Origin of the sequence: Asticcacaulis sp. AND118 (assembly GCF_020535245.1) — a bacterium.
Classification (GTDB): Bacteria; Pseudomonadota; Alphaproteobacteria; order Caulobacterales; family Caulobacteraceae; genus Asticcacaulis.
Genome location: NZ_CP084910.1, coordinates 655,079 through 678,662, shown reverse-complemented (window position 1 = coordinate 678,662; position 23,584 = coordinate 655,079). Strand labels below are relative to the sequence as shown.

General features: G+C 58.1%; 27 protein-coding genes. 14 read left to right on the top strand and 13 right to left on the bottom strand.

The annotated features are described in order from the left end of the window. Positions 1 to 29 precede the first annotated feature (29 nt). From cueR (LH365_RS03225) to LH365_RS03215, 3 genes are all read left to right on the top strand, one after another. Complete coding sequence (cueR, locus tag LH365_RS03225) at positions 30 to 470, top strand: Cu(I)-responsive transcriptional regulator (RefSeq protein WP_226744772.1); 441 nt, start codon at positions 30 to 32, stop codon at positions 468 to 470. A 104-nt stretch (positions 471 to 574) separates the two neighbouring features. Further along, positions 575 to 1,636 (top strand): cation diffusion facilitator family transporter, encoded by a 1,062-nt coding sequence (locus LH365_RS03220; protein ID WP_226744771.1) that lies wholly within the window; start codon positions 575 to 577, stop codon positions 1,634 to 1,636. Further along, positions 1,572 to 2,000, top strand: coding sequence for an ArsR/SmtB family transcription factor (locus tag LH365_RS03215; protein WP_370639738.1), 429 nt, complete (start codon positions 1,572 to 1,574; stop codon positions 1,998 to 2,000). The genes LH365_RS03220 and LH365_RS03215 overlap by 65 nt, the downstream gene beginning before the upstream one ends. A 13-nt stretch (positions 2,001 to 2,013) precedes the next feature. On the opposite strand, the gene cueR (LH365_RS03210) is transcribed toward LH365_RS03215, so the two are convergent. Next, positions 2,014 to 2,481, bottom strand: coding sequence for a Cu(I)-responsive transcriptional regulator (cueR, locus tag LH365_RS03210; protein ID WP_226744770.1), 468 nt, complete (start codon positions 2,479 to 2,481; stop codon positions 2,014 to 2,016). A gap of 233 nt (positions 2,482 to 2,714) precedes the next feature. Between cueR (LH365_RS03210) and LH365_RS03205 the strand changes: the two genes are divergently transcribed. The 7 genes from LH365_RS03205 to LH365_RS03170 all read left to right on the top strand — a co-directional run bounded on the left by LH365_RS03205 (position 2,715) and on the right by LH365_RS03170 (position 10,567). Further along, positions 2,715 to 4,535 carry a copper resistance system multicopper oxidase gene (locus LH365_RS03205; protein ID WP_226744769.1) on the top strand — a complete coding sequence of 607 codons (1,821 nt, stop codon included), beginning with the start codon at positions 2,715 to 2,717 and terminating at the stop codon, positions 4,533 to 4,535. Beyond that, a complete protein-coding gene (locus tag LH365_RS03200) occupies positions 4,532 to 5,728 on the top strand; it encodes a copper resistance protein B (RefSeq protein WP_226744768.1) in 1,197 nt (398 codons plus the stop codon). The genes LH365_RS03205 and LH365_RS03200 overlap by 4 nt, the downstream gene beginning before the upstream one ends. Before the next feature lie 60 nt (positions 5,729 to 5,788). Further along, positions 5,789 to 6,556 carry a MauE/DoxX family redox-associated membrane protein gene (locus LH365_RS18725; RefSeq protein WP_370639737.1) on the top strand — a complete coding sequence of 256 codons (768 nt, stop codon included), beginning with the start codon at positions 5,789 to 5,791 and terminating at the stop codon, positions 6,554 to 6,556. A 72-nt stretch (positions 6,557 to 6,628) separates the two neighbouring features. After that, positions 6,629 to 7,315 carry a DUF1349 domain-containing protein gene (locus LH365_RS03185; RefSeq protein WP_226744767.1) on the top strand — a complete coding sequence of 229 codons (687 nt, stop codon included), beginning with the start codon at positions 6,629 to 6,631 and terminating at the stop codon, positions 7,313 to 7,315. An 82-nt stretch (positions 7,316 to 7,397) separates the two neighbouring features. Further along, a complete protein-coding gene (locus LH365_RS03180) occupies positions 7,398 to 7,829 on the top strand; it encodes a hypothetical protein (RefSeq protein ID WP_226744766.1) in 432 nt (143 codons plus the stop codon). 12 nt (positions 7,830 to 7,841) lie between these two features. After that, positions 7,842 to 8,798: a hypothetical protein gene (locus LH365_RS03175; RefSeq protein ID WP_226744765.1), complete on the top strand. Its 957-nt coding sequence runs from the start codon at positions 7,842 to 7,844 to the stop codon at positions 8,796 to 8,798. Between the two features lie 2 nt (positions 8,799 to 8,800). Next, positions 8,801 to 10,567 carry a hypothetical protein gene (locus LH365_RS03170; RefSeq protein ID WP_226744764.1) on the top strand — a complete coding sequence of 589 codons (1,767 nt, stop codon included), beginning with the start codon at positions 8,801 to 8,803 and terminating at the stop codon, positions 10,565 to 10,567. Positions 10,568 to 10,581: 14 nt separating this feature from the next. Here the strand turns inward: LH365_RS03170 and LH365_RS03165 are convergent, their stop codons facing one another. The 5 genes from LH365_RS03165 to LH365_RS03145 form a co-directional block, all read right to left on the bottom strand. Beyond that, positions 10,582 to 11,160, bottom strand: a complete 579-nt coding sequence (locus LH365_RS03165; RefSeq protein ID WP_226744763.1) for a hypothetical protein — start codon at positions 11,158 to 11,160, stop codon at positions 10,582 to 10,584. Positions 11,161 to 11,284: 124 nt separating this feature from the next. Beyond that, complete coding sequence (locus LH365_RS03160; RefSeq protein WP_226744762.1) at positions 11,285 to 11,785, bottom strand: hypothetical protein; 501 nt, start codon at positions 11,783 to 11,785, stop codon at positions 11,285 to 11,287. A 584-nt stretch (positions 11,786 to 12,369) separates the two neighbouring features. Continuing rightward, positions 12,370 to 13,428 carry an endonuclease/exonuclease/phosphatase family protein gene (locus tag LH365_RS03155; protein WP_226744761.1) on the bottom strand — a complete coding sequence of 353 codons (1,059 nt, stop codon included), beginning with the start codon at positions 13,426 to 13,428 and terminating at the stop codon, positions 12,370 to 12,372. Positions 13,429 to 13,547: 119 nt separating this feature from the next. Then, complete coding sequence (locus tag LH365_RS03150) at positions 13,548 to 13,976, bottom strand: helix-turn-helix domain-containing protein (RefSeq protein WP_226744760.1); 429 nt, start codon at positions 13,974 to 13,976, stop codon at positions 13,548 to 13,550. Positions 13,977 to 14,072: 96 nt separating this feature from the next. Further along, a complete protein-coding gene (locus LH365_RS03145; RefSeq protein ID WP_226744759.1) occupies positions 14,073 to 15,053 on the bottom strand; it encodes a 3'-5' exonuclease in 981 nt (326 codons plus the stop codon). 136 nt (positions 15,054 to 15,189) lie between these two features. Here LH365_RS03145 and LH365_RS03140 point away from each other — a divergent pair, with 136 nt between their 5' ends. Further along, positions 15,190 to 15,465: an HU family DNA-binding protein gene (locus tag LH365_RS03140; RefSeq protein ID WP_226744758.1), complete on the top strand. Its 276-nt coding sequence runs from the start codon at positions 15,190 to 15,192 to the stop codon at positions 15,463 to 15,465. 115 nt (positions 15,466 to 15,580) lie between these two features. Here the strand turns inward: LH365_RS03140 and LH365_RS03135 are convergent, their stop codons facing one another. From LH365_RS03135 to LH365_RS03125, 3 genes are all read right to left on the bottom strand, one after another. Then, a complete protein-coding gene (locus LH365_RS03135; RefSeq protein WP_226744757.1) occupies positions 15,581 to 16,276 on the bottom strand; it encodes a hypothetical protein in 696 nt (231 codons plus the stop codon). A 457-nt stretch (positions 16,277 to 16,733) separates the two neighbouring features. Next, positions 16,734 to 16,922, bottom strand: a complete 189-nt coding sequence (locus LH365_RS03130; protein WP_255606685.1) for a hypothetical protein — start codon at positions 16,920 to 16,922, stop codon at positions 16,734 to 16,736. A 7-nt stretch (positions 16,923 to 16,929) separates the two neighbouring features. Next, entirely contained in the window at positions 16,930 to 17,682 is a 753-nt protein-coding gene (locus LH365_RS03125) for an ImuA family protein (RefSeq protein ID WP_226744755.1), read from the bottom strand. Between the two features lie 271 nt (positions 17,683 to 17,953). On the opposite strand from LH365_RS03125, the gene LH365_RS03120 reads away from it, so the two are divergent. From LH365_RS03120 to LH365_RS03110, 3 genes are all read left to right on the top strand, one after another. Next, positions 17,954 to 18,205, top strand: coding sequence for a hypothetical protein (locus LH365_RS03120; RefSeq protein ID WP_226744754.1), 252 nt, complete (start codon positions 17,954 to 17,956; stop codon positions 18,203 to 18,205). Between the two features lie 100 nt (positions 18,206 to 18,305). After that, on the top strand, positions 18,306 to 18,653 hold the full coding sequence (locus LH365_RS03115) for a hypothetical protein (RefSeq protein WP_226744753.1): 348 nt from the start codon (positions 18,306 to 18,308) through the stop codon (positions 18,651 to 18,653). 96 nt (positions 18,654 to 18,749) lie between these two features. Beyond that, positions 18,750 to 20,975: a TonB-dependent receptor gene (locus LH365_RS03110; RefSeq protein ID WP_226744752.1), complete on the top strand. Its 2,226-nt coding sequence runs from the start codon at positions 18,750 to 18,752 to the stop codon at positions 20,973 to 20,975. 428 nt (positions 20,976 to 21,403) lie between these two features. Here the strand turns inward: LH365_RS03110 and LH365_RS03105 are convergent, their stop codons facing one another. From LH365_RS03105 to LH365_RS03090, 4 genes are all read right to left on the bottom strand, one after another. Next, the gene (locus tag LH365_RS03105; protein WP_226744751.1) at positions 21,404 to 21,676 is read right to left on the bottom strand and encodes a hypothetical protein; all 273 of its coding nucleotides are present in this window, start codon (positions 21,674 to 21,676) and stop codon (positions 21,404 to 21,406) included. A gap of 113 nt (positions 21,677 to 21,789) precedes the next feature. Beyond that, a complete protein-coding gene (locus LH365_RS03100) occupies positions 21,790 to 21,969 on the bottom strand; it encodes a hypothetical protein (RefSeq protein WP_226744750.1) in 180 nt (59 codons plus the stop codon). A 99-nt stretch (positions 21,970 to 22,068) separates the two neighbouring features. Further along, positions 22,069 to 22,452: a hypothetical protein gene (locus tag LH365_RS03095; RefSeq protein WP_226744749.1), complete on the bottom strand. Its 384-nt coding sequence runs from the start codon at positions 22,450 to 22,452 to the stop codon at positions 22,069 to 22,071. 152 nt (positions 22,453 to 22,604) lie between these two features. After that, the gene (locus LH365_RS03090; protein ID WP_226744748.1) at positions 22,605 to 23,198 is read right to left on the bottom strand and encodes a hypothetical protein; all 594 of its coding nucleotides are present in this window, start codon (positions 23,196 to 23,198) and stop codon (positions 22,605 to 22,607) included. Between the last annotated feature and the right edge of the window lie 386 nt (positions 23,199 to 23,584).

Here is a 23,584-nt window from a genome sequence, read left to right as displayed (position 1 = left end):
GGGGCCGGCCTCTCCTAAGGAGATACGCAATGAATATCGGACAAGCGGCAAAGGCGTCCGGCATTTCCGCAAAGATGATCCGCTACTACGAAGACACGGGCCTGATCCCGGCCGCTGACCGCAAGGAGTCCGGATACCGGGACTACTCGAACTCTGACGTTCACATGTTGCGTTTCATTCGCCGATCGAGAGACCTCGGCTTTTCCGTCGCCGACATCAACGACCTGCTCGGTCTCTGGCGAGATCAGTCCCGCCAAAGCGCGGAGGTCCACCGGATCGCCCGCGAGCATATCCAGACGCTGGAGGAAAAGATCAAAGACCTTCAGGATATGGCCAATACGCTGAAAACACTCGCCAACTCCTGTCAGCACGACGACCGGCCGGACTGTCCAATCCTTCAACGGCTCGAGACAGACCAGGCCAACGAACATATGTCGCTGGCGCCTCGAAAAGGCGCGGTCGGCAGATAACCCGCACAGACCACCGCCTTCCCTAAAACGGAGTGCGAGACTCCGTTTGACAAACCAATATATGAATATGTATTCATATGTTCATATCTATAGGATGAACCTTCATGTCGAATTCACACGACCACCACGGAGGTCATGGCCACTCAGGTCATGATCACTCCAGCCATAAACACTCTGGCCATGATCATTCAGGCCATAACCACGCCGGCCACGGCGATCACGGTCACGGCGATCATGACCATTCTCACGTTCCCGCGGTCTCCAAAGACAACGAACACAAGATCCTGATCTCGTTCTTCATCATCTTTGGCTTCATGATCGTTGAAGTCATAGGCGGTTACATCTCCGGCTCCCTCGCCCTTCTTGCCGACGCCGGACATATGATGACAGACGCGCTCGCGCTCGGTCTCGCCTATCTGGCCTTCCGCTTGGGTCGCCGGGCGGCAGACGGCAAACGTACCTTCGGTTACATGCGCTTCGAAGTCATTGCCGGCCTGATCAATGCACTGACCCTCTTCGCCATCGTGGGCTGGATCATCTACGAAGCCATCGAACGGTTCCAGAGCCCCCAACCGGTCCTCGCAGGCCCGATGTTCGGTGTGGCCGTCGTCGGGATGCTGGTGAACGTTCTGGTGCTTTGGTACCTGACGCGCGGCGATACCGACCACGTCAATGTCAAGGGCGCCATTCTCCACGTCATGGGCGATCTTCTCGGCTCCATCGGCGCCATCATTGCCGCAATTGTCATCTGGCTGACCGACTGGACCCCGATCGATCCGATCCTCTCCGTTCTCGTCTCCCTGCTGGTGCTCCGCAGCGCTTGGAGCCTGCTGAAACGCACCCTTCACATCCTGCTGGAAGGAGCGCCGAAGAACGCCACGGCTGCGGCGGTTACCGAGCACCTTGAAAAGACCGTCCCCAGCCTGCAACGCGTCAGCCATATCCACGTCTGGCAGATCACCTCGGCGCGCACCCTCGCGACCCTGCACGTACAGCCGAAAGCCGGCGCCGATCTGAGGGCACTTGTTGAACAGGTGGAGCACGAACTCACATCTAAATTCAGCATCGAGCATCCAACCGTTGCCATTGACTGGAAAGGCAATGCAAGCTGCAGTCTGGAAAAACCGGCAGCGCAACCTGCGTCCGGATGCGTGCACGCGCACTAAAGCGCAAACCCTTCAGGAGACCGGATTGCAAAATCCAAAAGCAAACCCCGGAATCAAACCCCACGCGCTCTCGTCTGACGACCTGACGCTTCTTGCCGAGACCTTTCGCCTGCTGGGAGACCCCAGCAGGCTGAAGATCTTGGCATTTACGATCGACGGCCCGAAATCGGTGACCGACATCGCCGAAACCCTCGAACTGTCTCAGTCACTGGTAAGCCACCATCTCCGGCTCCTGCGCGGCGCACGTCTGGTAAAGTGGCAACGGCAGAGCCGCCAGGTTTTCTATGAAATCGACGACAGTCACGTCAGTGGCATGCTGCTCGACATGATCGCCCACATCCAGGAAGGTGATCACGACCACTGAGGCTGAGTTGGGTTCAGGACCGGCGGGTCGCTGGTGACAGATCGCGCAACCGCGTCAGGCTGTCCGGCTGCCCTTCGACCTCGGCCCCGACCAGGGGCTTTTCGAGATTGGCGATAATCGGACAGTTCGGCTGGTCGTCCCCCGCACAGCACCCGACCAATTCCTGCAAGGTCCTGGCCATCTGTTCCAAATTCTGAATTCGCTGGTGCAAGTCGGAGATATGCGTCTGAGCCAGTCGCTTTACATCCGCACTCTGGCGGTGCTCATCGCTCCACAGTCCCAACAAGGTGCTGATCTCCGCCACGGAAAACCCGAGATCGCGCGCGCGTCGGATGAACTGCAGAACCTGCACGTCCCGGTTCGAGTAATCCCTGTATCCCGACTGCAAGCGCTCGGCGGGTGAAATCAGTCCGTTGCGTTCGTAGTAACGGATCATCTTTGCCGATACACCCGACGCCTTCGCCACTTGCCCGATGTTCATGTGTCCCTCCATTGGCGATAAGCGCGCGCCTCGCAGTCAAAGCGCGCCGCCAGCCGCGGCACGATTGAAGAGTCTCTCAAGCCTTTGAATAAGGCCCAATATTCAGCCCATCACCACCGACAGTTCAAGCAAAAAATATCAATAAAAATAGCGATATACTGCCTTGACCTTACCATCGTGACAAGGTTTAGAACATTGGTCGTTTTACTCGCCAACAGGCAACGACACACACCATGACCACCTCATTGGACCGCCGCGCTTTTCTGCGCGGCGCCGCTGTTACCGGCGGCACTGCGGCTCTCGCCGCCTGGTACCCGGCTTGGGCTCAGCCCGTCTCAGCCGGTATTGTTCGCCCGCTCCCTACGGTCAGCGGCAACGATATTCACCTGAAAATCGCCCATCAGATGATGACGATCGACGGCAAACAGAGCCACGCCATTGGTGTCAACGGCACGATCCCCGCTCCCCTCGTTCGCCTGCGCGAAGGTCAGACCGTGCGCCTGCATGTCGAAAACACCCTCGACGAAGACAGCTCGATTCACTGGCACGGCCTCATATTGCCGTTCCAGATGGATGGCGTCCCTGGCATCAGCTTCCCCGGCATCAAACCCCACACCACCTTTGTCTACGAGTTCCCCGTCGTTCAGTCCGGGACCTACTGGTATCACAGCCATTCGGGCCTGCAGGAACAACTCGGCCATTACGGCCCGATCGTCATCGACCCGGCGGGGGAGGACCCGATCCAATCCGACCGAGAGCACGTCATCGTGCTCTCGGATCATAGCCCGCTCCACCCGCATATCATTTTTCAGAAGCTGAAACAGCAGGGCGGCTACTTCAATTACCAGAAGCAGACCTTGTCCGACCTGCTCAAAGGCAAAGACCAGCCTCTAAAAGACCGCGTCGAATGGGGCGCCATGCGCATGGACCCAACCGACGTGTCGGATGTGACGGGGTCAACCTACACCTACCTTGTCAATGGGCACGGCCCCAGAGACAACTGGACAGGACTCTTTACGCCCGGCGAGCGCGTCCGGCTCAGGATTGTCAACGCATCGGCCATGACAACCTTCAATTTCCGGATACCGGGCCTCAACCTGACCGTCGTGCAGGCCGATGGCTTGCCGGTGCGCCCGGTGACCGTCGACGAAATACAGGTCGCGGTCGCCGAAACCTATGATGTCATCGTCGAACCCAATGACGATCGGGCCTACACCATCGTCGGTGAAACGGTCGATCGCTCTGGCATGGCCCGCGCCACGCTCGCGCCGCGAGAAGGCATGGCTGCGGAAGTTCCGCCGCTGCGGAAACGCCCCCTGGCCGATATGACGGATATGGGCATGGGCGGCATGGACCATGGCGATATGCCAATGGCGGAGATGAACCACAGCAACGGTGCGGCCGCCCCTTCGGCTCAAGACCCCTGCCCGCCCGAGCATGCCGCGATGGGACACTGCAAGCCCGCGTCAGACGGTCACCCCGCCGGTAAGATGGAGCACTCGATGCGAGACATGTCGCTCGCGCCGGGCGTAGCCGACACCCCAACGGTTCAGTCAATTTCGCCAATGCCAATGGACCGGACCGGTGAGCCGGGTCAGGGACTTGAGGATGTCGGCCATAAGGTGCTGGTGTATCGCGACCTCATGGCCGTCGAGCGCAATCCCGACGTCCGCGCCCCAGACCGTTCGATGCAAATTCACCTGACCGGTAACATGGAACGCTACATGTGGGCCTTCGACGGGGTGAAACTCAGCGAAGTAAAAGCGCCCATTCCCTTTTTGAAGGATGAGCGCGTTCGCATAACCCTCGTCAACGATACGATGATGGGACATCCCATTCACCTGCACGGGCACTTCTTCGAGCTGGTCACAGGCCACGGCGAGTACGCTCCGCGCAAGCACACGGTTCAGGTCCAGCCGGGCGGAACGGTGACCTTCGACGTCACCATGGACGCCGTCGGAGACTGGGCGTTCCACTGCCACATGCTCTACCATATGCACGCCGGCATGATGCAGGTCGTCACCGTCCGTCCACGAGGGGGAGACGCCCAATGAGACTCTACTCGCTCTTAGCGCTCGGCACAGCCCTGGCCCTCACAACACCCGCCTACGCCCAAATGGCAGGCCACGGCCAGCACGGGACTCACCACGACGCGACGAAGCCTGAGAAGGCGGAAGCAACGAAGCCCAAGCCTGCCGCGACCTGCTCCGCGGAACATGCGGCCATGGGGCACTGCACCGTCGAACCGTCTCCCGATGCGACGGAAGCGAAGACGGAGAAGGTAGCCCCGTCTACCGGCTGTTCGGCGGAACACGCGGCGATGGGACACTGCGTCCTCGCAGCGCCAGTCGAAAGTCCGAATGAGCTGGCGCCGCACGATGCAGGGGCCGCCGATAGCAATTGCGCGCCCGAACACGAGGCGATGGGGCACTGCACCTCCAAGCCGCCCCGCACATCGCCGATGGAAATGCCCACGAATCACGGATCGGGCGGCACAGCGCTGCCCGCCGGCAACGCGCCCGCACCCGCGCCGTCACCCGCCACATATGCCGACAGCTACTGGGGTGCCGACGCCATGAAACCGGTCCGCGACGGCATGATGAAAGAGCACGGGGGCATGAGCTACAGCCAGGTCATGATCGACACGGCTGAAGCGCAGTTCCGCGACGGGTCTGACGGGTACGCCCTGGAGGGAGAAGGCTGGTTCGGCGGAGACATCCACCGGCTGACCCTGAAGGCGTCGCTTGAAGGTGTACGCGGAGAAGGCCTTGAAGCTGCGGAGGTTCAGGCTTTGTACAGCCGCGCCATCGGTCCCTACTTCAACCTACAGGCAGGCGTCCGCCACGATGTGCGTCCCCGACCGTCGAAGACCTACGCCACTGTCGGCTTTGAAGGTTTGGCACCCTACTGGTTCGAGGTGGAGGGCGCGGCCTTCCTGTCCGAAGATGGAGACCTGTCCGCCCGGCTCGAAGGCTACTACGACCAGCGCATAACCCAGAAGCTCATATTGCAGCCACGGGCAGAGGTGAATTTTTCGGCCGAAGATCTCCCGCTGGAACACATGGGGGCGGGCCTGGTCAGCAGCGAGATTGGTCTGCGTCTGCGCTACGAGATCAAACGGGAGTTTGCCCCGTACATCGGCGTGACGTGGGAGCAAAAATATGGCGACACGGCCGACTATGCGCGCGCCGCTGGTGAGCACACTTCGTCTACCAGTTTCGTCGTTGGCATCCGAGCTTGGTTCTAGCGTGTATTCATCGCCCGAGGGCGTCTTCGCCACACTGCGTTAACGAAAGGGATGAGACCCATGCCGTCAAATGCGAATAAGCGTGCTGAGCTTTACCGGATGGTCATGCCGGACCACACCTGTCCATACGGCCTGAAAGCCCTCGACCTGTTGAAACGTAAGGGCTACCGGGTCGACGATCACCATCTGACAAGCCGCGATGAAACCGACGCTTTCAAGGCGCAGCACGGCGTCAAAACCACGCCTCAGGCCTTCATCGAGGGCCGGCGGATTGGAGGGTTTGACGACTTGCGTGTCTTCTTCGGTGTGAGGGTACGGGACAAGGATGCGGTGACCTACACACCCGTCATCGCCTTGTTCGCCATGGCAGCGGCGATGGCGATAGCGGGCACCTGGGCGACGACCTCACAACCTCTCACCGTCCAGACCGCCGAATGGTTCATTTCGATCGCCATGTGCCTACTGGCTTTACAGAAGCTGAAGGACGTGGAGAGCTTTGCGACCATGTTCCTCAACTACGACCTATTGGCCAAAAAGTGGGTCAGGTACGCCTACATCTATCCGTTTGCAGAGGCCATCGCCGGCATTCTCATGCTGGCGGGCGCTCTGATGTGGCTCTCCGTCCCGGTCGCCCTTTTCATCGGGACCGTAGGCGCCGTATCGGTGTTCAAAGCCGTCTACATCGATAAGCGCAAACTGAAATGCGCCTGCGTTGGCGGCGACAGCAATGTGCCGCTGGGTTTCATCTCCCTGACAGAAAATCTCATGATGGTCGCAATGGCGATCTGGATGCTCTTGAAACCCATGAACCTCGCATTTCCCCACTAAGTTACGCGTACCCTCAAAGGGCCAGAGTTACCTCGCCTGACCCTGATAATCTCACCAGAAGGAACCGCTCGAATGAAAAAAATCGCCGCAGCAACCCTCGCCGTCGGCCTTCTCGCAGGTGGCTCAAGCCACGCTCAGGATCTCGGCGAAAAAGCCATCTCCATGCGCCTGCCCGGTATCGTGTTTAGCCGTGCACTGAATGGAGCGGAGAAAGAAGCGAAAGTGGCCGGTGACGTCATCACCCTGACCAGCCAGGCCAAACGCGATAACTTTCGCGACCCGGATGGCAAGCTCTCCAACAATACGGCCCCAATCCTTTTGGCCGAGATCGACAATACGAAACCCTTCACCTTCGTCGCGCGCGTCAAACCGACTTTTCATGAAACCTATGACGCGGGCACGCTTTACCTCTGGGCGCGCGACGATCTCTGGCTGAAAGTGGCGATGGAACGGGATGAACGAAAAAGCATCCGCGTTGTCACGGTCCGGACCACCGGCACCTCCGACGACAACAACCATGACATCGCACCTGCCAGCGCCCTCTACCTCAAAATATCCTCGGATACGAAGACCGTCGGAATCTACTACTCCGCCGACCAAAAGACCTGGCAACTCGTTCGCCTGTTCAAGAACGACTACCCGGCCAAGCTCTGGACGGGTATCAGCACCCAATCGCCTGTCGGGGATGGAACCTCCGCCGTGTTTGACTCGATGGCGCTGACGAAAGAAAGCATCAAAGACTTCCGAATGGGGGAGTAAGGGCTCGGAAAGTAGGAATGCGGGCGGCATTGAGCCTATCGCATTCCTTGTGTCCCCCCGGGGAATCACCGACAGTTGCGGCATGATTATTCCAAACCACGTTGGCTTCAGCCATATCGAAACCCGCTACGTACTGGATCTGGGTAAAGGGGAGGAACTCGTCTGCGGTAGCCGCGACGATTTAAAAGCCGCTCTGAAGGCGCGAGGGAAAAATCCTAAACTCGCGGCCTCTGCCCTTGAGCGAGACGTTCTGGTCACCCAACCGATCGATCACCTGGCGCCCGAAACCAACAAGGCCCTAACGATCGTCGCGCTCGCGCTGTCCAGGCATAGCCACGTGACGCACCCCACCTACTGGCACCTGCCCATCGAACTGGTTATGCGCATGGCCGTCATTGCCGAGCCGGACTACCGCCATCTAAAAGATTACGCCCTGCCACTCGCCATCCACCTCCTCACCAAGATCGGGCTTACCCCCTATTTCGATAAGGACGGCGACATCAGCGCCAGGTGAGAAGGCGACGGCATGACCAAGACGATTTATCTGGATCAGAACGCTTGGGTGGCCCTTGCAAAAGGCGCCTGGGACAAGACCACCTACCCGCGCGAACACGCCGCCCTCGTCATGATCGGACAGGCGGTGGAAGCCGGCTCCATTCGCACACCGTTGAGTTTCACCAATCAGTACGAAACGATGAAAGTGAACGTCCCGCAGCAACGCCTCAATCTGGCGCTGACGCAGGCAAGCCTTAGCGGTGGGCGCGTTTTCAGAGGGCGGCGCCGCATTTTGACGGAAACCCTTTCGTCTTACCTTGCCGATAGGATGGGGATTGAACGCGTCCCCCCGTCTCCCGACTGGTATCTCTCCGACATCTTCTTTGAGGCAGTTGCCGACTATACGCCGGAAACCTTCGGAATGACCATCTCCGACAAGGTTCTAAACCACATCCGCTCGAAACCCGCGGAGATGCTTTTTGACTATCTGGCGGGCCGCGACGACCAGAACCGGCGTGAAGGCGTACAGTTCTATACGGCCATGTCGAATTCGCTCATTTCCAACATAGAAGGGCGCCGCGCCGCCGTAGCGCAGGAAACACTCGCCGTGCGAAGACGCGCTTACAGTGCGGTCATGGTGATAGACGTAATGGACGTCTTGCTCGCTACCGGCCGATCGCTTGGCCTGCAATGGCATCGGGTAACCGACATCGGTGCCTCCCTAACCAAAGCGATAATCAATGACATTCCGGTCCTGAACACAGAGCGCGAAATCGCGGTTCGCCTGGAGGATCAGGCGCGGGCGCTCACCGAAAACGACCTGCGCGACATGAACGCCTTCGCCACCGTCCTGCCGCTCGCGGATATCATGGTGGCCGAAAAGCAATTCGGGAACCTCGCCAAGCAAGCCGGACTGGACAAGGCCTACCAGACGAAGATTTTCCGGTCTGTGTTCGACCTGACACCCTCTGACTTTCAACAGGTCTGATCATGTCGCCTACCGATCATGACGACGCACAATTGATTTCCCAGGGGGAGTTCGCTGCGATCGAGGCCGCCATCCACGACGCCTACGCAAAGACGCCTTTGATTGCCGATAATTCAATGGACGCCTGCTGGCAGTTTTGCCAGTTCGTCGAAATCTACAGCGTCTTTGCTTGTTTACGGGCCTTCGACCAAGGCTCCGATCTGGGGGATCAAAGCCACCTGATCGCCGAACTCGATAGCGTGAAATTGGCCATGGAGCTCGCGCTCGCCCTCATAGCGCGGAAATTGCCCAAACAGCCTCAGGTGTCGGTCACCCACCAGGTGTTCAACGGTCAGCTTGCAGAGACTCTCCGTCGTCGCAGCCTGGAATACGCTCAGGCCTACTGGCTGTTCGCCCCAGCGAAGGCGCGATCAACGACCTTCTGGCGCCGGGAGGGCTCCCACATCCTGGAAACACGTTGGCCGGAACGCGATCAGCAGTATTGGGCCTTACAACGGATTTTGCCGCTTCAGGCACCTGGCTTCACGCCTATCTGGGATATGATCGCCGTCCTATTCGGACCAGACGCCATTGTTTTTGAGGACACACCGATCGACTGGAGCGTCCTTTGCCAGAAGATCGCCCCCCAGGTATCCGCAAGTGGTTCTGAACTGAGTTACGAACTCGATTCCGAGGTCGCGGCCGAGATCTACGGCTACTTCCACAGCCAGTCTGTGTATCCAACCACCGGATGGGTCTACCCTTGGGGCTCAATCGAAAACGTCAGCCGCTACCACAGCGCCCTGTTCACCCTTTGCATCTATCACCTCATCGCCGTCTTTTGGGGCGCCCATCGGATCGGCGCAACGCAACTTTGCGAGCACAACGCCTGCCTTCTCATCGAGCCTTCCAACCTAAACTCCAAGATCGCGCAACTCTCAGGTCTTGATGCAAACGAGGTCAGCCTCATTACGGAAGCTCTGACATACGGCCACAAGACGAACTCTCCCGACCCTGCGCTTCAGCCACTCATTCCCGTAAGCCAAACTCAGATCGCCGTTCCCGGAACGGTGATCCTCACAAATGCCTGGCCACGCAATCAAATGAGCTTGCACATCCGGCTTGACCCGGACGACTTCCACAAGCGTTCACATGTGTTCGAGTTGCAGATGACCAGCAGGCTTGTCGACGGCTCCGCAACAAAGCCCTTCCGCCTGGTGACGGACATCAAGCTGGCTAAGGAGCAAATCGATCTAGTACTCATCGATGATGCCAATAAGACGATCCTTCTGGCTGAACTGCGCTGGGTCTTGACGCCCGGCAGCATCAAGGAGATCCACAACAAGCAGAAGGCCGTCCTCGAAAAAACGACGCAAGCGCAACGCAAGCTCACTGCGTGCGAGAAGAAGCTGGCCGAGGTCCTGAAACGTCTTTCTTGCACCGGCGACGGATGGCGCATTCATGCGATAGTGGCCGTCGAAGGGTTCGCCGGTCTGCCCTCCGACCGACCGAAATCCATACCGATCGTACCGTCTTCCGTTCTGGCAGCGGCGACACATGGCTTTGATGACCTCAACCGGCTCCACGCGTTCTTCTGCTCGCCGCTGTGGCTGCCGAGAAGGGACGCGGACTTCACTGGTCGCCCAACCTATCACAGCGTGCTCGGGCACACCTTCCGTACTGATCCGGTTCTCGCAGCCGATGGGCTTTACCTCGGCGGGTCTTTCGATCGCTATATGAGGGAAGCCAACGACATGACATTGGACGATCTCCAAGCCGTCCCTTGGTAAGCGATCGGAAGCCGTTACTTACCGCCGCCCTTCTTCACCAATTCTACAAGTGAAGCCAGAACTTGATCGATGCGGACAATTCCCCGTCGGTTGATGGTCGCAAACACGATATTGAACAGAGAAAGTATCAAGAACATGATGCCCAGAAACCCCGCGACCTCGCTTTTCTGGAGATAGCCCGGCATTGCGGCCAGCACTGGTCTCACGTAACAGAGTAGGAAGATGCCGCAGAAAACTGCGCTGGTAGTCGTCACGTAAAACAAAATATTCTTGTGACGCAGATCCTGTGCGGCAAGTGCGGCCTGCGCGTCATCGCGAGCCTTCTGACCGGCTAAGTCTTGCGCTACCTTTGCCCTCAAAAGCGTACGCGCGACCGCCTCATTTTTTCGCTCTGAAGCCGCCTTGTCCGACTCCAGACGAAGCTTCTCACGAATAACAAATTCTGCCAGACTGGCAGCGCTTGCGTCCGAGGCATGGCTGGCCACGTCAGCATCGACTTCCTCAGCTGCCGCGGCGTTCCGGGCGTTGGCATGTGCATCTGGACCAGCCCCTTTCTTGGCGGGCCGCACTTTGGGCTTGGGCGTGCGCTTCAACACCGGCGTCGGAGCGGCATTACGTCTACTATCGTCACGGCCTTTGCCCACCCCCGCAAGGGGAGGTGGCTTCAAGGGCGGTGGGCCGGACGGGGGAAAACTCGTGTCCATGTGCCATCACCCCTCATTGCCCGGACGACTGCGAAGACAGTTGCTCGAACAGCGCACGACCGACCGCCGTCAGCACATACTCGCCATCGGTCGGGCTATCGATCAGTTTGGCTTCGGTCCGCATGCGGCGCAGGGCCGAGATGATGGTGTTGCGCTGCTTTTCTTCGACAAGGCGCTTGTCCTTGAGGTCCGCCATAACGTCGTCCAGTGAGAACGGCCCCGGCCCAGACGCCAGCAAGGTTACGATCGCGTTCTTGCGGGCCTCAGTCTTTTTCGTTTCACCACCATTCTGAGAGCCGGCGGCCGTTAACGAAATATTAACCATCCTATCGCTTAAACTCTCGTGATTGGCGTAAATCCGGGGCCGATCCCGGCTATGCGTCAACCTGTCGATGAAATAGTTGTGCACGTATCTCACCTCGTCATCGGGGACGGAGCGATCGTTCTTGATCTCGGTCAGGTAGCGGATGAAGTCGTCTTCAAACACGCCGATGATGAAGTCTTTTTTCGACACGCGCGCCCCCGCTGGCCCTGTCGTAACCAACCGCAAAGGCGGTGGGATCGGACTTGCCATGCCAATGGTTAATCCGAAAATTATTCACATGAAATTTTAAACGGCGCAATTGACAATTTCAATCCGCCACAATTTTCTGCGTGCCCGATTCGGTCACCTTGGTCAATTCATTGAATTTGATTGATTTATTCGAGGCCCTTTGTCACGCCGCCTCAATACTGATGACATTTGAAATTGCTGAAGCTCCAGTCGCAATTTCATTTCTCTAGCTCGAAATCGCAGAAATTCGCTTGTCAGGTGGGGGAACACGCCGCATGGCGTCAAAACCGAAGCACGTCCCGTAAACCTCACGTTCGCGTGCATTCATCGCTTTCTGAAATTTCCATAGGTTCAGGACAGCGCTCGCTGTTGAAGCCAAAGGCGCAGACCCAGAAAGGGAGGGGCTATTACCATAGCCCCTCCCCCTTGCTTTATCGCTCGCATTGAGCGGCTGTTATAATGGGCAAACCAATCGGACGGTTGGGCTGCCGCACCGCCCGGTCCGCCCCACACCCCCGCTCGTTGTCTCGATATGTCGAAGCCGGTTATCGGTTGGCCTGCACCAGATCGATGGCGATCGGCCAATGGTCAGCCGTGCCGGACCCCTTGCCCGTCTCGGCATTGAAACGGAACGCTTTCGGGCGCATGACCTGATCGCGTTCGTCCCACTGCAGTTGCTCTTCGTCGGTCAGAACCGTGCGGAAGGTTTTAGGCTCGATGGCCCAGGCCTCGCTGGCACCCGTCGCTTTCTGCGTAATGACATCGAGATAGGACCAGGTCTTTTCGCGCCAATAAAACTGGCTGCCGCTGCCCCGGCAGGCATTGTCCAGTTGTGACGGCAGAACCCAGCCTTTGAAAGCGGTCGCCAGCCCTTGGCGCTCTTGCGGCGCGCAGTTGAAATTGAAATCGCCTGCGGCGACGACCACATGACTGGCTGGAAGCTTGGCGGCAATGTTTGCGATCGTCTGGGCCGCGATCTCTCGACAGGCGCGGGGATTGCCGCCCGATGGCAGATGGCCACCGAACACGGTCAGGATTTTGCCGTCGGGCAGGGTTAGATCGACTTGCAGCAGATCGCGAGTCGTACCGGGCGAGCCGTCGCGGCTTTTGCAGTTGGCCGATTTAGTCAGATCCACCGGGAATGTCTGGGGTTTCACTCCCGCGGCCAATGACAACTTCGACAGGATCGCGACCTTGATACCGCGCTGATCGGGCTTAGGCGCCGGCCGGTTCGGATCGGCATCGATCAGGATGGCGGTCTTATAGGCCGCCCCCTTATCCTTCAACTGGTCCTTGATCGCATCGAGGCTCGCCTGGCTTTCCACCTCGGTCAGAACCAGCACGTCCGGTCCCTGCCCGAAATCAAAGCGCTGAATAACCCGCGCAACGGCCGCGGCCTTTGCGTCAACCCAGGCGGGCGTGTTGATGACTTCGTTGCTCGATCCGTTCGGCATGCGCGGATCGTCGTTCGCATCGAAGAAATTCTCGACATTGTAGGTCATGACCGTCAGCCGCGCTGGAGCGGGGGGTTGCGCCATAGCCAGGCTCGATGCGGAAAGGCTCAACAGGCCGGTCAGAAGGATGGGGGCAATCCGCGCAATCATTTGAGGCTCCTAGGTCTGAACGCATTTATCGATGGCCGATACGCGTCGTCCAGACTTTTCCGTCACCTTGCCTCAGTTAGGCCCGGATGCAACAGAAGCCCCTCAGAGAACTGACCGCCTCAGCCGACATCACCCATTGATCGGACCAGATCAAGAATTTTGCGACGCTGCGTCGCTGACCGGATGCGGGGAAAGGCTTCGGCTAGTTCGATCCCTTCGCTGGAGATCAGAAACTCGCTGGCATTGCGCTCCGCCGAAGATTCCACGAACTCCTCTGACGAGGACTCGCCAAACCCATCGAAGAAGTAGGCCACCGGCACCTGCAGCACGACAGAGATACTGTGCAGCTTCGAGGCGCTGATGCGGTTCGAGCCGCGCTCATACTTCTGCACCTGCTGGAAGGTAATGCCGATCTGATCAGCGAGTTGCTCCTGGGTCAAACCGAGGAACTTCCGGCGCATGCGGACACGCGCGCCGACATGGATATCAACCGGGTTTGGTGCCTTGTCGTCTACGGCGGGCGTCGTAACAGGGTTAAGCGTGGTCATGACTGTACTCTACCAATTTGCGACACTCCACATGTGCCTTTAGGTTGTGGTGCAAATTTAGGGCCGCATTGCGCGTATCGTGTAATGGGTCTTCCGCTAGGCCTTGAAGCGCTCCATTGCCGTCAGATATCGCGTCGTCGGCTCAACATCGGCACGTTGGTAGATATCGGTCTGCAGGTAGCGCACCTCAGCATCCAGATCTTCCGCATCGACCTCCGTCCACCACGCCTTCGGCCCGCCGTCATCGCCACTCGACCAGCGATAGCCGCGCGCTTTCAGGACATCCTTTTTATCAAAGGGGCTATACTCGGCCCATAGACGCACCCTCGCCTTCTGGCTTGAGGCAAAAAGCTCCGCAAAGGCCGAACGCGCATCTGCGTCCTGTCTATCCAAAACGGCCAAAAGGGCAAAGCAATCGTCCAATGCCCGATGGCCGTCGTGGAAGTAGCCGGCCTGGCTCACCAGATAACCGAGCTTTGAGCCCTCAAAGCCGCGCGCCTTCCAGTCGATCTCGGCATTCGAGCAGGCCCAGGCCTTTGAGGCAAACTCTGGCGACAGACGCTCACAGAACGGACGGTCAAACGCGGCATTGTGGGCGATAATCAGATCGGCAGAGGCCACCATATCTTCGACCGCACGCAAATTGATGGACTGCCCCAGCACCATCGCATCATCGATTCCGGTCAGGGCAGTAATATCGGCCGGTATGGGACGGCTGGGCGCTTGCAGCGCCCCATAGGTGCCGATGACGTCACCGACTTGGCCGACCTCATTAAACCGGATGGCGATCAGACCGATCTCGATGATCTCATCTTCGGCCTTCTTAAGCCCGGTCGTTTCCGTATCGACGATGACGGCAATGTGCGGAAAGCCCGGGCGCGGATTGTCCACGACCGGCTTCGGTTCCAGCTTGCGAAGGATACGGTATCGTCCAGTGCCCTCTAAATGAGCTGCCAGAGCCTCATCATCTTCTAAGGTAAGGAGCGCTTTCGCCAGGGGCCTTGGCCGCTTACGCGTCGGAGCAGCGGTCGAGGCAAGCGGTTGCGTGACGCCGAACATGTCGAGTTGAGAGGTCATGCGCGCAGCCTACCGCCGAATCCCCAACCATGCCCAGCGATTTTCCCCTGCCGCATTCGCGGGATCTCTCCGCGCCCCTCTTGAAATCTCCAGTGATTCGGGTCGAGAACCGGTCCAAGAACCCAAGGAGATTTGCATGAATACGTCTGATCTAATCGACAAAATCGCCGCCGAGCACGGCGTGACCAAGGCCGCTGCCAAGGCCATCGTCGAAACCACGCTGAACAGCATCATCGAAGCCGCCGTGCTGGGCCAGGAAGTGAACTTCCCGGCGTTTGGCAAGTTCAAAGTCCAAGACAAGCCGGCGCGCGAGGGCCGAAACCCGTCAACCGGCGCCACCATCCAGATCGCAGCTTCCAAGAAGCTGACGTTCGTGCCGGGTAAAGCTGTCAAGGACCGCCTCAACGCTTGAGATCGTCTAAACCCAAAAGAAAAGGCCCCGGAAACACCCGGGGCCTTTTCTTTTTTGCGCTTCTAGCGACCATTTTGAAGCGCAAGATACACGCAGGGCTCATCGGATGAGGTGTCTATCGCGCGCTAACAGACGACTTTGCACCGCCCGCTTGAGACGAGGCATGGCTTGCAACGGCAGGCCGAGAGACGACTACGGGAGCGACCTGGTCAGCAATAGCGGCAGGCGACGCCTTTTCGATGCGTTCGGCGACCTTCTTTTCGGGGTCTCCAAGCGGACGCCCAAGCCCTATTTGCACAAGCGGCCAAGCGAAACCAATGACAAATGATGCACCTGCGATGCACAGTGACGCAGCCCAGGTGCGTTGCCATATCGTCTGGACATCCCACGCCGCCTCCGCCTTCTTATGCTCCGCTTCACGCTGCCCCGCGAGCCAGTTCCTCGCTGAATTCAACTCGTTCGCCATGCTGGGCGACGAATGTAGGACCTCTGGAATTTTGCCTATATTGTTATCCAAGTCCTGGCGATTATAAGCACTGGCGAAGTGCTGGCCACGCTTAGACGCTTTCATGGATGCAGCGAATATTGCCACTCCAACTGCAACAAGCCCGACCAGAAACGACCAGTAACTCGGCAGCAAGTAGGCAAAAGCTTTTGCGGGGTTAGGGAGACCTGCCGCGAGGCTCGTTAAAGCAACGACACCTCCAGCCAATGCCGCCCCCAGCCAAAGGTGGAGTTGCCGAAGATATCCTTCACTTTCGGTGCTGTAGTTCTGAACCAGCCTTTTGAAATCTTCTGCATTTACGTTCATCACGGCCCCTTCATTCGCGCCTGCAGGTTTTAAACTTCCGCGAGGATCGACGCCGCGTCATGCCAGCGTTTGCTGGTTCACCCTCGCTCGGAGTTCTGTGGCGCGTTTGCGAATTTCAGTAGAATCCTTACCCTCGGCTTCGTGCGCATAGGCCAAGCGGTCCTGCAGCTTGGCCAAGTAGCGCAACGTGTAAGCCGGGTCCAAAGTGGTCTGATTTCCGTTCACGTTCACCTCCCGATATTATCCGGAGGAATGATCCGATTCCACCACTCGGGTAAACGCGAAACACCGGTTGCCGCCTAAGACCAGAAACTCAACTGCAGAATGAAGCACATCATCTTATTTCGCATGATGTGCTACGATTTGGTCCCCAATCCAGCTTGATCCACAGCTTTTCGAGCAGCACATCATTTTGCACATCATGGGCCCGCAGGTAGACAATTTCTCACTGATTATATCAATTAATTCGGATTAGTCGTCCCAGTCCATCAAGATCGGCATCCGGGTTGGCGTCCAAAATATGAAGATCGTTGACGAGCGCCTGCGCTTTCGCGATCGGCATACCGACAGCAATACCGAGAGAACGCGCGAAGTCATCGGCAGCCGTCACCACCCGGCGGCGACCGTCCGAGCCTTTCAGAACCAACGGCACATCATGAGGCGGCGCGGCGCCCTTCGGCAACCGGCGCAACCGGTCTGTGGGCCAGGTAGGGAGGTAGACAGAGATGACCCTGTGCATTGTCGAACGCCTCTATTTCAAAGTCGGCGCATTCTCCTCCGCGCGCCCGCATCAATTCCAGCAACCAGCGCCCTTGGCCGACGCCACGCACCGGCAGGGTCTCGGCCTCTATCTCCGTCACCCGCCAGCGCGTCGTAGCCGCCGTTGGGGTCCCGAAATCCCGCGCCTCGGTCTGCCGCCGCCACCGGCGCACAGCAATGCCCATGGTGCCGGACGTCTCGGCCGCAAACTGGAGGCGTTGCGACGCTTTCAGGCTCAGATGGCCGATCTCTCCGACCACGGCGCTCAGCCCGCCATGTCGAAGCGCATCCTCGAAACATCGCAATATGGCGGCCTCCTCCCGGCACTCGAAAAACACAACACGATCAGACGTTAAGCCGCACTGCGCCAGCGCGGGCGGGAAAATATTCGGCTGCCCAAAGCACCAAAGCACCCGCCCCCCTGTTCGTGCCGCTACGCCCGCGGCAAAGGCAGCGGCGGCGGCCCCATCAACCGCGCCATTGGCGCCGCCGGCCACCTCGTGCAAAGCGCCGCGGACCAACCCGCCGCCGGGTAGCTTTTGATCGATATCGTCGATTCCGAAGGGTAGAACCGATCGGTCGCGCGGATGTCCTCCGCCAAAGCGGGCTCTGAGCGCCTGGAACTGGGGGCGAGTGTTGCGAGCCATGACATGCTCAATCCTTTCTGGACCTGACTACATGTTCTCTTTTTGTTCCAATCTTCAACAAAGAGTCAAGTGGGGCTAAAATCGGACGAGCCCGCTGCCATTTTTTGTCAGCTTATTCGGCGAGCGGAATTCTCCGATGTCATAAGGAGTTAGCCAGGGCAGTTAGGTATACCGTTCCTGAAAAAAACTGTGCGTGATCGGCATTGGGGGCGCACCTAGGGGCACTCCACAGAATATTTCGTCAACCTCCGGAGCGTGATATGAGTCTCCCATGAGCCGGATCATCGATTTTCAAAATATGCAGCAGATCGAAGCGCTCTATCGGCAGCTTGGCGACGCCGAGTGCCATCGTCTCGGTTTTGTCTTCCAAGACGAGCGTGGGGTAGCAACCTTATCAACAGCCGGATTTGGATATCTGACCTTTGTCGTGGCGGCCGAGGTCGCAACCGTAGAAGAAGCCTTTACCGCCGGCTATCAATGTGCCATCGACTTCGCACCAGAAGCCCAAACCAACCCCAAGTAGCCGCCGCGCAAAAAAGTGTTAACAGATTGTAAACGCCACTTGCCGGAATGGTATACCTTATGCACTCTCCCATTGGGCGCAGATGCCCAAGGAGAGAGTCATGGTTGCAGAAGCAAACAAACCAAAGATTAGTAAGTCGGGCGTCGCACTATTTTTCGCGCTTTTTTCGCTGGCAGCCGGTGCCGCGCATGCAGGCTCATACACCGCCACGGGCTATTACGCGGCCACCTGCGGCACCAATTATAACGCTTGCAAAAGTCAGAGCGAACAGGGCCCAACCCTGCGTCGCGCCGCAGGCCTGATTAACACAGAAACAGCTATGGCTCAGATTTCGGCAAACGCTGCCGTCTGTATGGCGGCCGCGAATGCTTGCATGAGCAACCCGAAAAGAAGTCCCAGCTCGCCGAGCGGCTTCATTTTTGAGTTCCGGGCTTATTACCCGTACTGATTCTAGTTTAAGACTGTCGGGCAAGGGGTGGGCACGATCAAACATGTCCGCCCCGAACCTCAATACTGCCGAAGGGCAGATATATAGCTCCAGGCCATGGCACCCTTTACCAAACGATTTCTCGTCTCCCTGTGCCTGGCCTCCATCTCGTGCGGTTCTGCGGCCGCCCAAGAACCCCTCGTGTCCCTGCCGGCACATCCTGAACGCGATGAGCAAGAGCGCAGATCGGATGAAACCCCAGCCTCTTCCGAGGCGCAGACCGAAATGCCCACCGTTACGGTGAAGGGCGAGAAGCCGAAGAACCGGATTGATCGCCAAACCTACAATATCTCGGACATGCCGAACGGAGACATTGGTACGGTCGAAGATGCCCTCAAGAAAATCCCTGGCGTGATGGTGGATGGCCGGGGCAATGTAACGCTGAACGGCAATCCGGTGGAGTTCCTCGTCAATGGCCGCAAGTCGTTGCTGTTGTCGGGCGATAACCGCTCTGCGGCCCTGAAAGCCATGCCCTCGAACATGCTGTCAGCGATAGAAGTCATGTCGAACCCTGGCGCACAAATCTCGGTCGATGGCGCTGCCGGCGTGATCAACATTGTCACCCGGTCCTCTGTGCCAGACGGCTACTTCGGCTCAGCGAGCGGTCAGCTGATGAGTAAGGGAGGGGTCACCGCCAACACTTTCGCAAGCTTCAACAAAGGAAAACTGGCCGCGACGTTTTCCGCCGGTGTGACAGACGAAGACAATGACTCCGAGAGCCGATTTCAATTCCTGAGTCGCGATCAGTCCGGTGCGTCCCTTCAGACGATCAACGGCTATCTCGATACGGCATCTCCCAGCAAATCCGGCATAGCCACAGCAACCTTCGACTATGGTTTGACAGCTAAGGATTCGATCACCGCCGAGCTTAGCTATTTGGAGGCGTCCAGCCGATACCGGAACCGCGGACAGACCTCTGTGCGCAGCCTGCTGCCGAACGCGAACAGTGATCGCGAGATCCGCAGCCTGAGTAATTCCGAAAACGGCAACCGGGCTATAGCCGTCACCTGGACAAGAGCCGGCACGCTGGTGGGAACTGCACTACGCGTGTCGGCAAAATTGGAATCTGGAAACACGTCATCCAGCGAGGCGTTACAGTCTCGCGACCTCGACCCGGCACTCAGCCCGGCCACCGCGACTGAGATTACGAACTCCGCCTACGATAGCCGGACCACGCGAAAGTCATTCGGCATAGACTACAACAGAGACTTAGGCGAGGGCCAGGTCGCGATAGGTGTATCCGAAGTTCATGACGACGCTCGCCAAATCAGCTTCGTCTACTTTCCCAACGCGAATGGAGCTTCTGGCTCTAACATTAATCCGGAACTGTCCACGCCTTTCTCGTACGATCAATCCGTGCAGGCCGTTTACGGAACCTATCAAATGCCCGTGGGATCGCATTGGGTAGTCCTCGTCGGCGCCCGACATGAACGCTTTGAATTCCAGAGCTTTGATTTTGCCGCACGTCGTCCCATTGCGATTACGCAGGAAAATACAAATCCGAGCCTGTTCAGCACCTATGTCATCTCGGAAAACAAGAAACTGCGCTTTAACATTTCCAAGCGCCTGCAGAGGCCCTCGCCCTCGGACCTGAATCCCTCGACGACGCTTGTGACGACTGAAATCGTCAGAGCCGGAGCGCCCGCGCTCAAGCCGCAGATCACCCATGCCTACGAAGCCATCTACGAACGGACAGGTGAAGGTCCGAACTACTCGCTCCGCGCCTTTTATCTGCAGGACCGCCGGTCTCTCGTCACCCAGTCCCGGTTTATCGACGATCCACAGAACACGGGAAATCAGATCCTCGAACTCACCCGTAAGAATACGGGAAGCGGCTCCCAGGCCGGCCTCCAGTTCACCCATATGGGAAACATCCGAAACAAATATTTCTTCACCTACACCCTGACGCCCTACACCCGATCCATCCACAATCCCGACCTTATAGGCCCCTCATCTGTTTTCACGGGATCGGCTCAGGTCTCAGTGAGCTACATGACGAAAAAGTCGAACTCATTGTCGGTAAACCTCAATTATCAGGGCAAGGACATCATGGGAGACGGCTACGTCGCCGCCTACACGTTTGCCTCCGCATCCTACGTGCATAAATTGGCAAAAGGTCTCGACCTGACCATAAACCTGAACAACCTGTTCAATTCGCAACGCACGAAATTTACCCGCGACACCCTCTTCGCCGCCAGCGTCAATACCGGGCGCACACCGGGTCCGGTGCTACTGGTGGGACTAACGAAAAGCTTTGGTTCAGGCGCCTACGCGCCGCAATAGACGCTAAGGGCCGGCAAACGCGCGTGGGTCCGGTCGGACAAGACAACGATTAGCCTTGGCAAGTCCCTGGGTTTGAGTTTTCATCCTGTGAGATTTGAGGACCCGCGCATGTGCAACCTATATTCCATGACCAGCAATCAGCAGGCGATTGCGGCCCTTGACCCAGCCTTCGAGAGTAGGCCGAGGCCATACCATCAGTCGCCTCAAGGCGCCATAGTCGGCTCTTGCACTGTCATGGGGGCTTTACCAAAACAAAACGGACGCCTTCGGGGGGGATGAAGGCGTCCGCTGTTCTTCGCCGGTTTCGAGGGGGGGATGATCCCGGCGGTGATTTCAATTTAATGATTCTTTGCGGCCAAAACAGGCCCCTCTCTTCACGATCGTGTCAGATGCGAGGATGTCGAAAGAGGGCGATCGCCGCAGGGCCTCTATCGAAGCTCAATCGCCTTCCCGCACTCGATTGCCTCCAGGTGATGGGAGGTCGCCTGCATCACCCGCCGGACCATCGCCTCAGCTTCGGCCCTGTCGGTTTCGCTCAGACCTTCGACCTTGGCGAATGCCGCCGGCGCCAGCTTTGCGCTATCTGCAATGAAAATTTGAGGGGAAGGAAGTTGTCTTAGCGTCAGGACGTACAGTTGCTTCAGCATGTACTCGATTGCGTGACGCTCGCCTGATGTCGGTAAACTCGAACCCTCAGCCATGTGTCCCTCCTCGACCGCGGTGCCGATACCGAAGATAGGCACTTCACAGGTCGGATAGCAACCATTACGTGTCCGTATGCCCCCTGGCGACTGACCGGACAGAGGGGCTGCGGTTAGCTTGCGCCGATGCCTTGGCTGAGCAGACTGATCTGAACCCGAAGTTCCCAGGCGCGGCGGCGAACCTCGCTAGCGTCCTTGCCTTCAGCCTCCTGGGCATGGGCCAAGCGGTCCTGCATTCGAACCAGATAGCGCAGCGTATAGGCGGGATCGATAGTCGTTGAGTTACCGGACATGTACGCCTCCTGAAGTCTATTCCGAAGGCATGCGCCGATTCCTTAATGAAGGTAAACGCCGCCTTAAAGATATCCAAAGACGGTCATCGCGTCCTCCGATTACGGTCGCGACAGTTGGCTGAATGCGAACACGTCGATGTCGCCATTGTTGAACATGAGACACGCCTTGCCATTGCTCACAAACACGACCACCCCCGCGCGTCCGCCCGGGTTCTGCGCCCGCTCGCCAACGGCCAGCGGCTTCGCGTTGCCAAGATAATTTGCCAGCTTGAACCGGAACTCGGCCGCCGAAGCCTTCCCGAAGTTCGGGCAGCGACGGAGATCGTCGTCGCTAAGCGACACCACATCCGCAATCGTGACGCCCCAGTCGCTTGCGGGAAAAGGCGCGCGTCCATTCTGTTCGGCGATCCACCAACTCAGTGCGGAGTGCGCGCGGGCGCTCAGATTGAGCACCTTGAGCGGCTGATCCAGCTTTTTCTTCATGCTCATCTCACCCACCTCGATACACCACAAGGTAGGAAAACACGACGCACTCTCGCTATCAATGCACTTTCGTGCCGACAGTCGTTGGGTATGTCCTCAACGCGCCCGCTCAGGCGGCGGGCGCTTGGCCGCCTCAAATGAGGCCCCCCCCCTTAAGAGCCACCCGATCCGGCCCCTGCCTGAAGCATCAGTTGTTCATAGCGTCCCAGAACATCGTCCCGGTCTGTGGGCTTCAGGGGGCTGTTATCGGCGCACTCGATCAAGGTGCGATACCAAGTGTGCCCCTCTTCCGTGATCTGGATTTTAGAGAACCGCCCCTTGCCCCACTTGATGATTTTGCCGGGGTTTCTGAGCTTGTGCAGGCGCCCGGTAAAGCGATCCATGTCGCCTACATCCAGATTGAGCTTACGGAAAATCTTCAAGATATCGCGCTTGTCGGCGCCGCTGCCTTCTTTCCGGGACAGGAAGGTCAGAATGACCAGTTCGAACACACCCCGCTCGACTTCGCTCTTTTCCCCGCTGACCAAGGCCGTCTCCGTGAGACCTTGAGGTGTTGGCTCCACGGCCGGCACCTCGGGATCGTTCGCCGCAGTCAGGGCCGCCGCTTCGGCCTCCCCCACCATCTCGTCCGCACTTTCGACATCGTCATCGAACCGGGCGTTAACCTCGAAGACACCTTGAAACGACTCGATGAGTTGGCGCGCGTAAATCGGGTCCTCGCGGCAAACCTCGCGATAGAACTGCATAACCTCGATCATTAGGTCAGCTAGCCGAGCCTTGGCTGAAACTGACCGGCGAGCCTCACTCACGGGAAAATCCCCCAACAGTCCAATTCTTTACACCCTGTTAACCTCCGCAGAGGTACAGAGGGGGTACAAACGGTATATCGCCCTCATTGAGGGACAACGGAACGTAACCTAACGTACCGCGGGTGAACATACCTGACCCAAACCGATCCTAACATAACGTAACACAACGGTTTTTGAAGAGCCAATCATTGATTCGGCTTGGTTTTTTATGTGTTCGATTTGTCAAACCAAATCCCCCCAGACGGAACGTAGCCAAACGCTACCCATCCATTATTGACTGCACCCCGACGTAACGGGAAAATATTTTCTTTACAATCAATAGC

What these genes read in the sequence shown, in the direction of transcription:
- cueR (WP_226744772.1), top strand. Translation starts at nt 30, where the DNA reads ATGAATATCGGACAAGCGGCAAAGGCGTCCGGCATTTCCGCAAAGATG.
- LH365_RS03220 (WP_226744771.1), top strand. Translation starts at nt 575, where the DNA reads ATGTCGAATTCACACGACCACCACGGAGGTCATGGCCACTCAGGTCAT.
- LH365_RS03215 (WP_370639738.1), top strand. Translation starts at nt 1,572, where the DNA reads ATGCAAGCTGCAGTCTGGAAAAACCGGCAGCGCAACCTGCGTCCGGAT.
- cueR (WP_226744770.1), bottom strand. Translation starts at nt 2,481, where the DNA reads ATGAACATCGGGCAAGTGGCGAAGGCGTCGGGTGTATCGGCAAAGATG.
- LH365_RS03205 (WP_226744769.1), top strand. Translation starts at nt 2,715, where the DNA reads ATGACCACCTCATTGGACCGCCGCGCTTTTCTGCGCGGCGCCGCTGTT.
- LH365_RS03200 (WP_226744768.1), top strand. Translation starts at nt 4,532, where the DNA reads ATGAGACTCTACTCGCTCTTAGCGCTCGGCACAGCCCTGGCCCTCACA.
- LH365_RS18725 (WP_370639737.1), top strand. Translation starts at nt 5,789, where the DNA reads ATGCCGTCAAATGCGAATAAGCGTGCTGAGCTTTACCGGATGGTCATG.
- LH365_RS03185 (WP_226744767.1), top strand. Translation starts at nt 6,629, where the DNA reads ATGAAAAAAATCGCCGCAGCAACCCTCGCCGTCGGCCTTCTCGCAGGT.
- LH365_RS03180 (WP_226744766.1), top strand. Translation starts at nt 7,398, where the DNA reads ATGATTATTCCAAACCACGTTGGCTTCAGCCATATCGAAACCCGCTAC.
- LH365_RS03175 (WP_226744765.1), top strand. Translation starts at nt 7,842, where the DNA reads ATGACCAAGACGATTTATCTGGATCAGAACGCTTGGGTGGCCCTTGCA.
- LH365_RS03170 (WP_226744764.1), top strand. Translation starts at nt 8,801, where the DNA reads ATGTCGCCTACCGATCATGACGACGCACAATTGATTTCCCAGGGGGAG.
- LH365_RS03155 (WP_226744761.1), bottom strand. Translation starts at nt 13,428, where the DNA reads ATGATTGCGCGGATTGCCCCCATCCTTCTGACCGGCCTGTTGAGCCTT.
- LH365_RS03150 (WP_226744760.1), bottom strand. Translation starts at nt 13,976, where the DNA reads ATGACCACGCTTAACCCTGTTACGACGCCCGCCGTAGACGACAAGGCA.
- LH365_RS03145 (WP_226744759.1), bottom strand. Translation starts at nt 15,053, where the DNA reads ATGACCTCTCAACTCGACATGTTCGGCGTCACGCAACCGCTTGCCTCG.
- LH365_RS03140 (WP_226744758.1), top strand. Translation starts at nt 15,190, where the DNA reads ATGAATACGTCTGATCTAATCGACAAAATCGCCGCCGAGCACGGCGTG.
- LH365_RS03135 (WP_226744757.1), bottom strand. Translation starts at nt 16,276, where the DNA reads ATGAACGTAAATGCAGAAGATTTCAAAAGGCTGGTTCAGAACTACAGC.
- LH365_RS03125 (WP_226744755.1), bottom strand. Translation starts at nt 17,682, where the DNA reads ATGGCTCGCAACACTCGCCCCCAGTTCCAGGCGCTCAGAGCCCGCTTT.
- LH365_RS03120 (WP_226744754.1), top strand. Translation starts at nt 17,954, where the DNA reads ATGAGCCGGATCATCGATTTTCAAAATATGCAGCAGATCGAAGCGCTC.
- LH365_RS03115 (WP_226744753.1), top strand. Translation starts at nt 18,306, where the DNA reads ATGGTTGCAGAAGCAAACAAACCAAAGATTAGTAAGTCGGGCGTCGCA.
- LH365_RS03110 (WP_226744752.1), top strand. Translation starts at nt 18,750, where the DNA reads ATGGCACCCTTTACCAAACGATTTCTCGTCTCCCTGTGCCTGGCCTCC.
- LH365_RS03105 (WP_226744751.1), bottom strand. Translation starts at nt 21,676, where the DNA reads ATGGCTGAGGGTTCGAGTTTACCGACATCAGGCGAGCGTCACGCAATC.
- LH365_RS03100 (WP_226744750.1), bottom strand. Translation starts at nt 21,969, where the DNA reads ATGTCCGGTAACTCAACGACTATCGATCCCGCCTATACGCTGCGCTAT.
- LH365_RS03095 (WP_226744749.1), bottom strand. Translation starts at nt 22,452, where the DNA reads ATGAAGAAAAAGCTGGATCAGCCGCTCAAGGTGCTCAATCTGAGCGCC.
- LH365_RS03090 (WP_226744748.1), bottom strand. Translation starts at nt 23,198, where the DNA reads ATGCAGTTCTATCGCGAGGTTTGCCGCGAGGACCCGATTTACGCGCGC.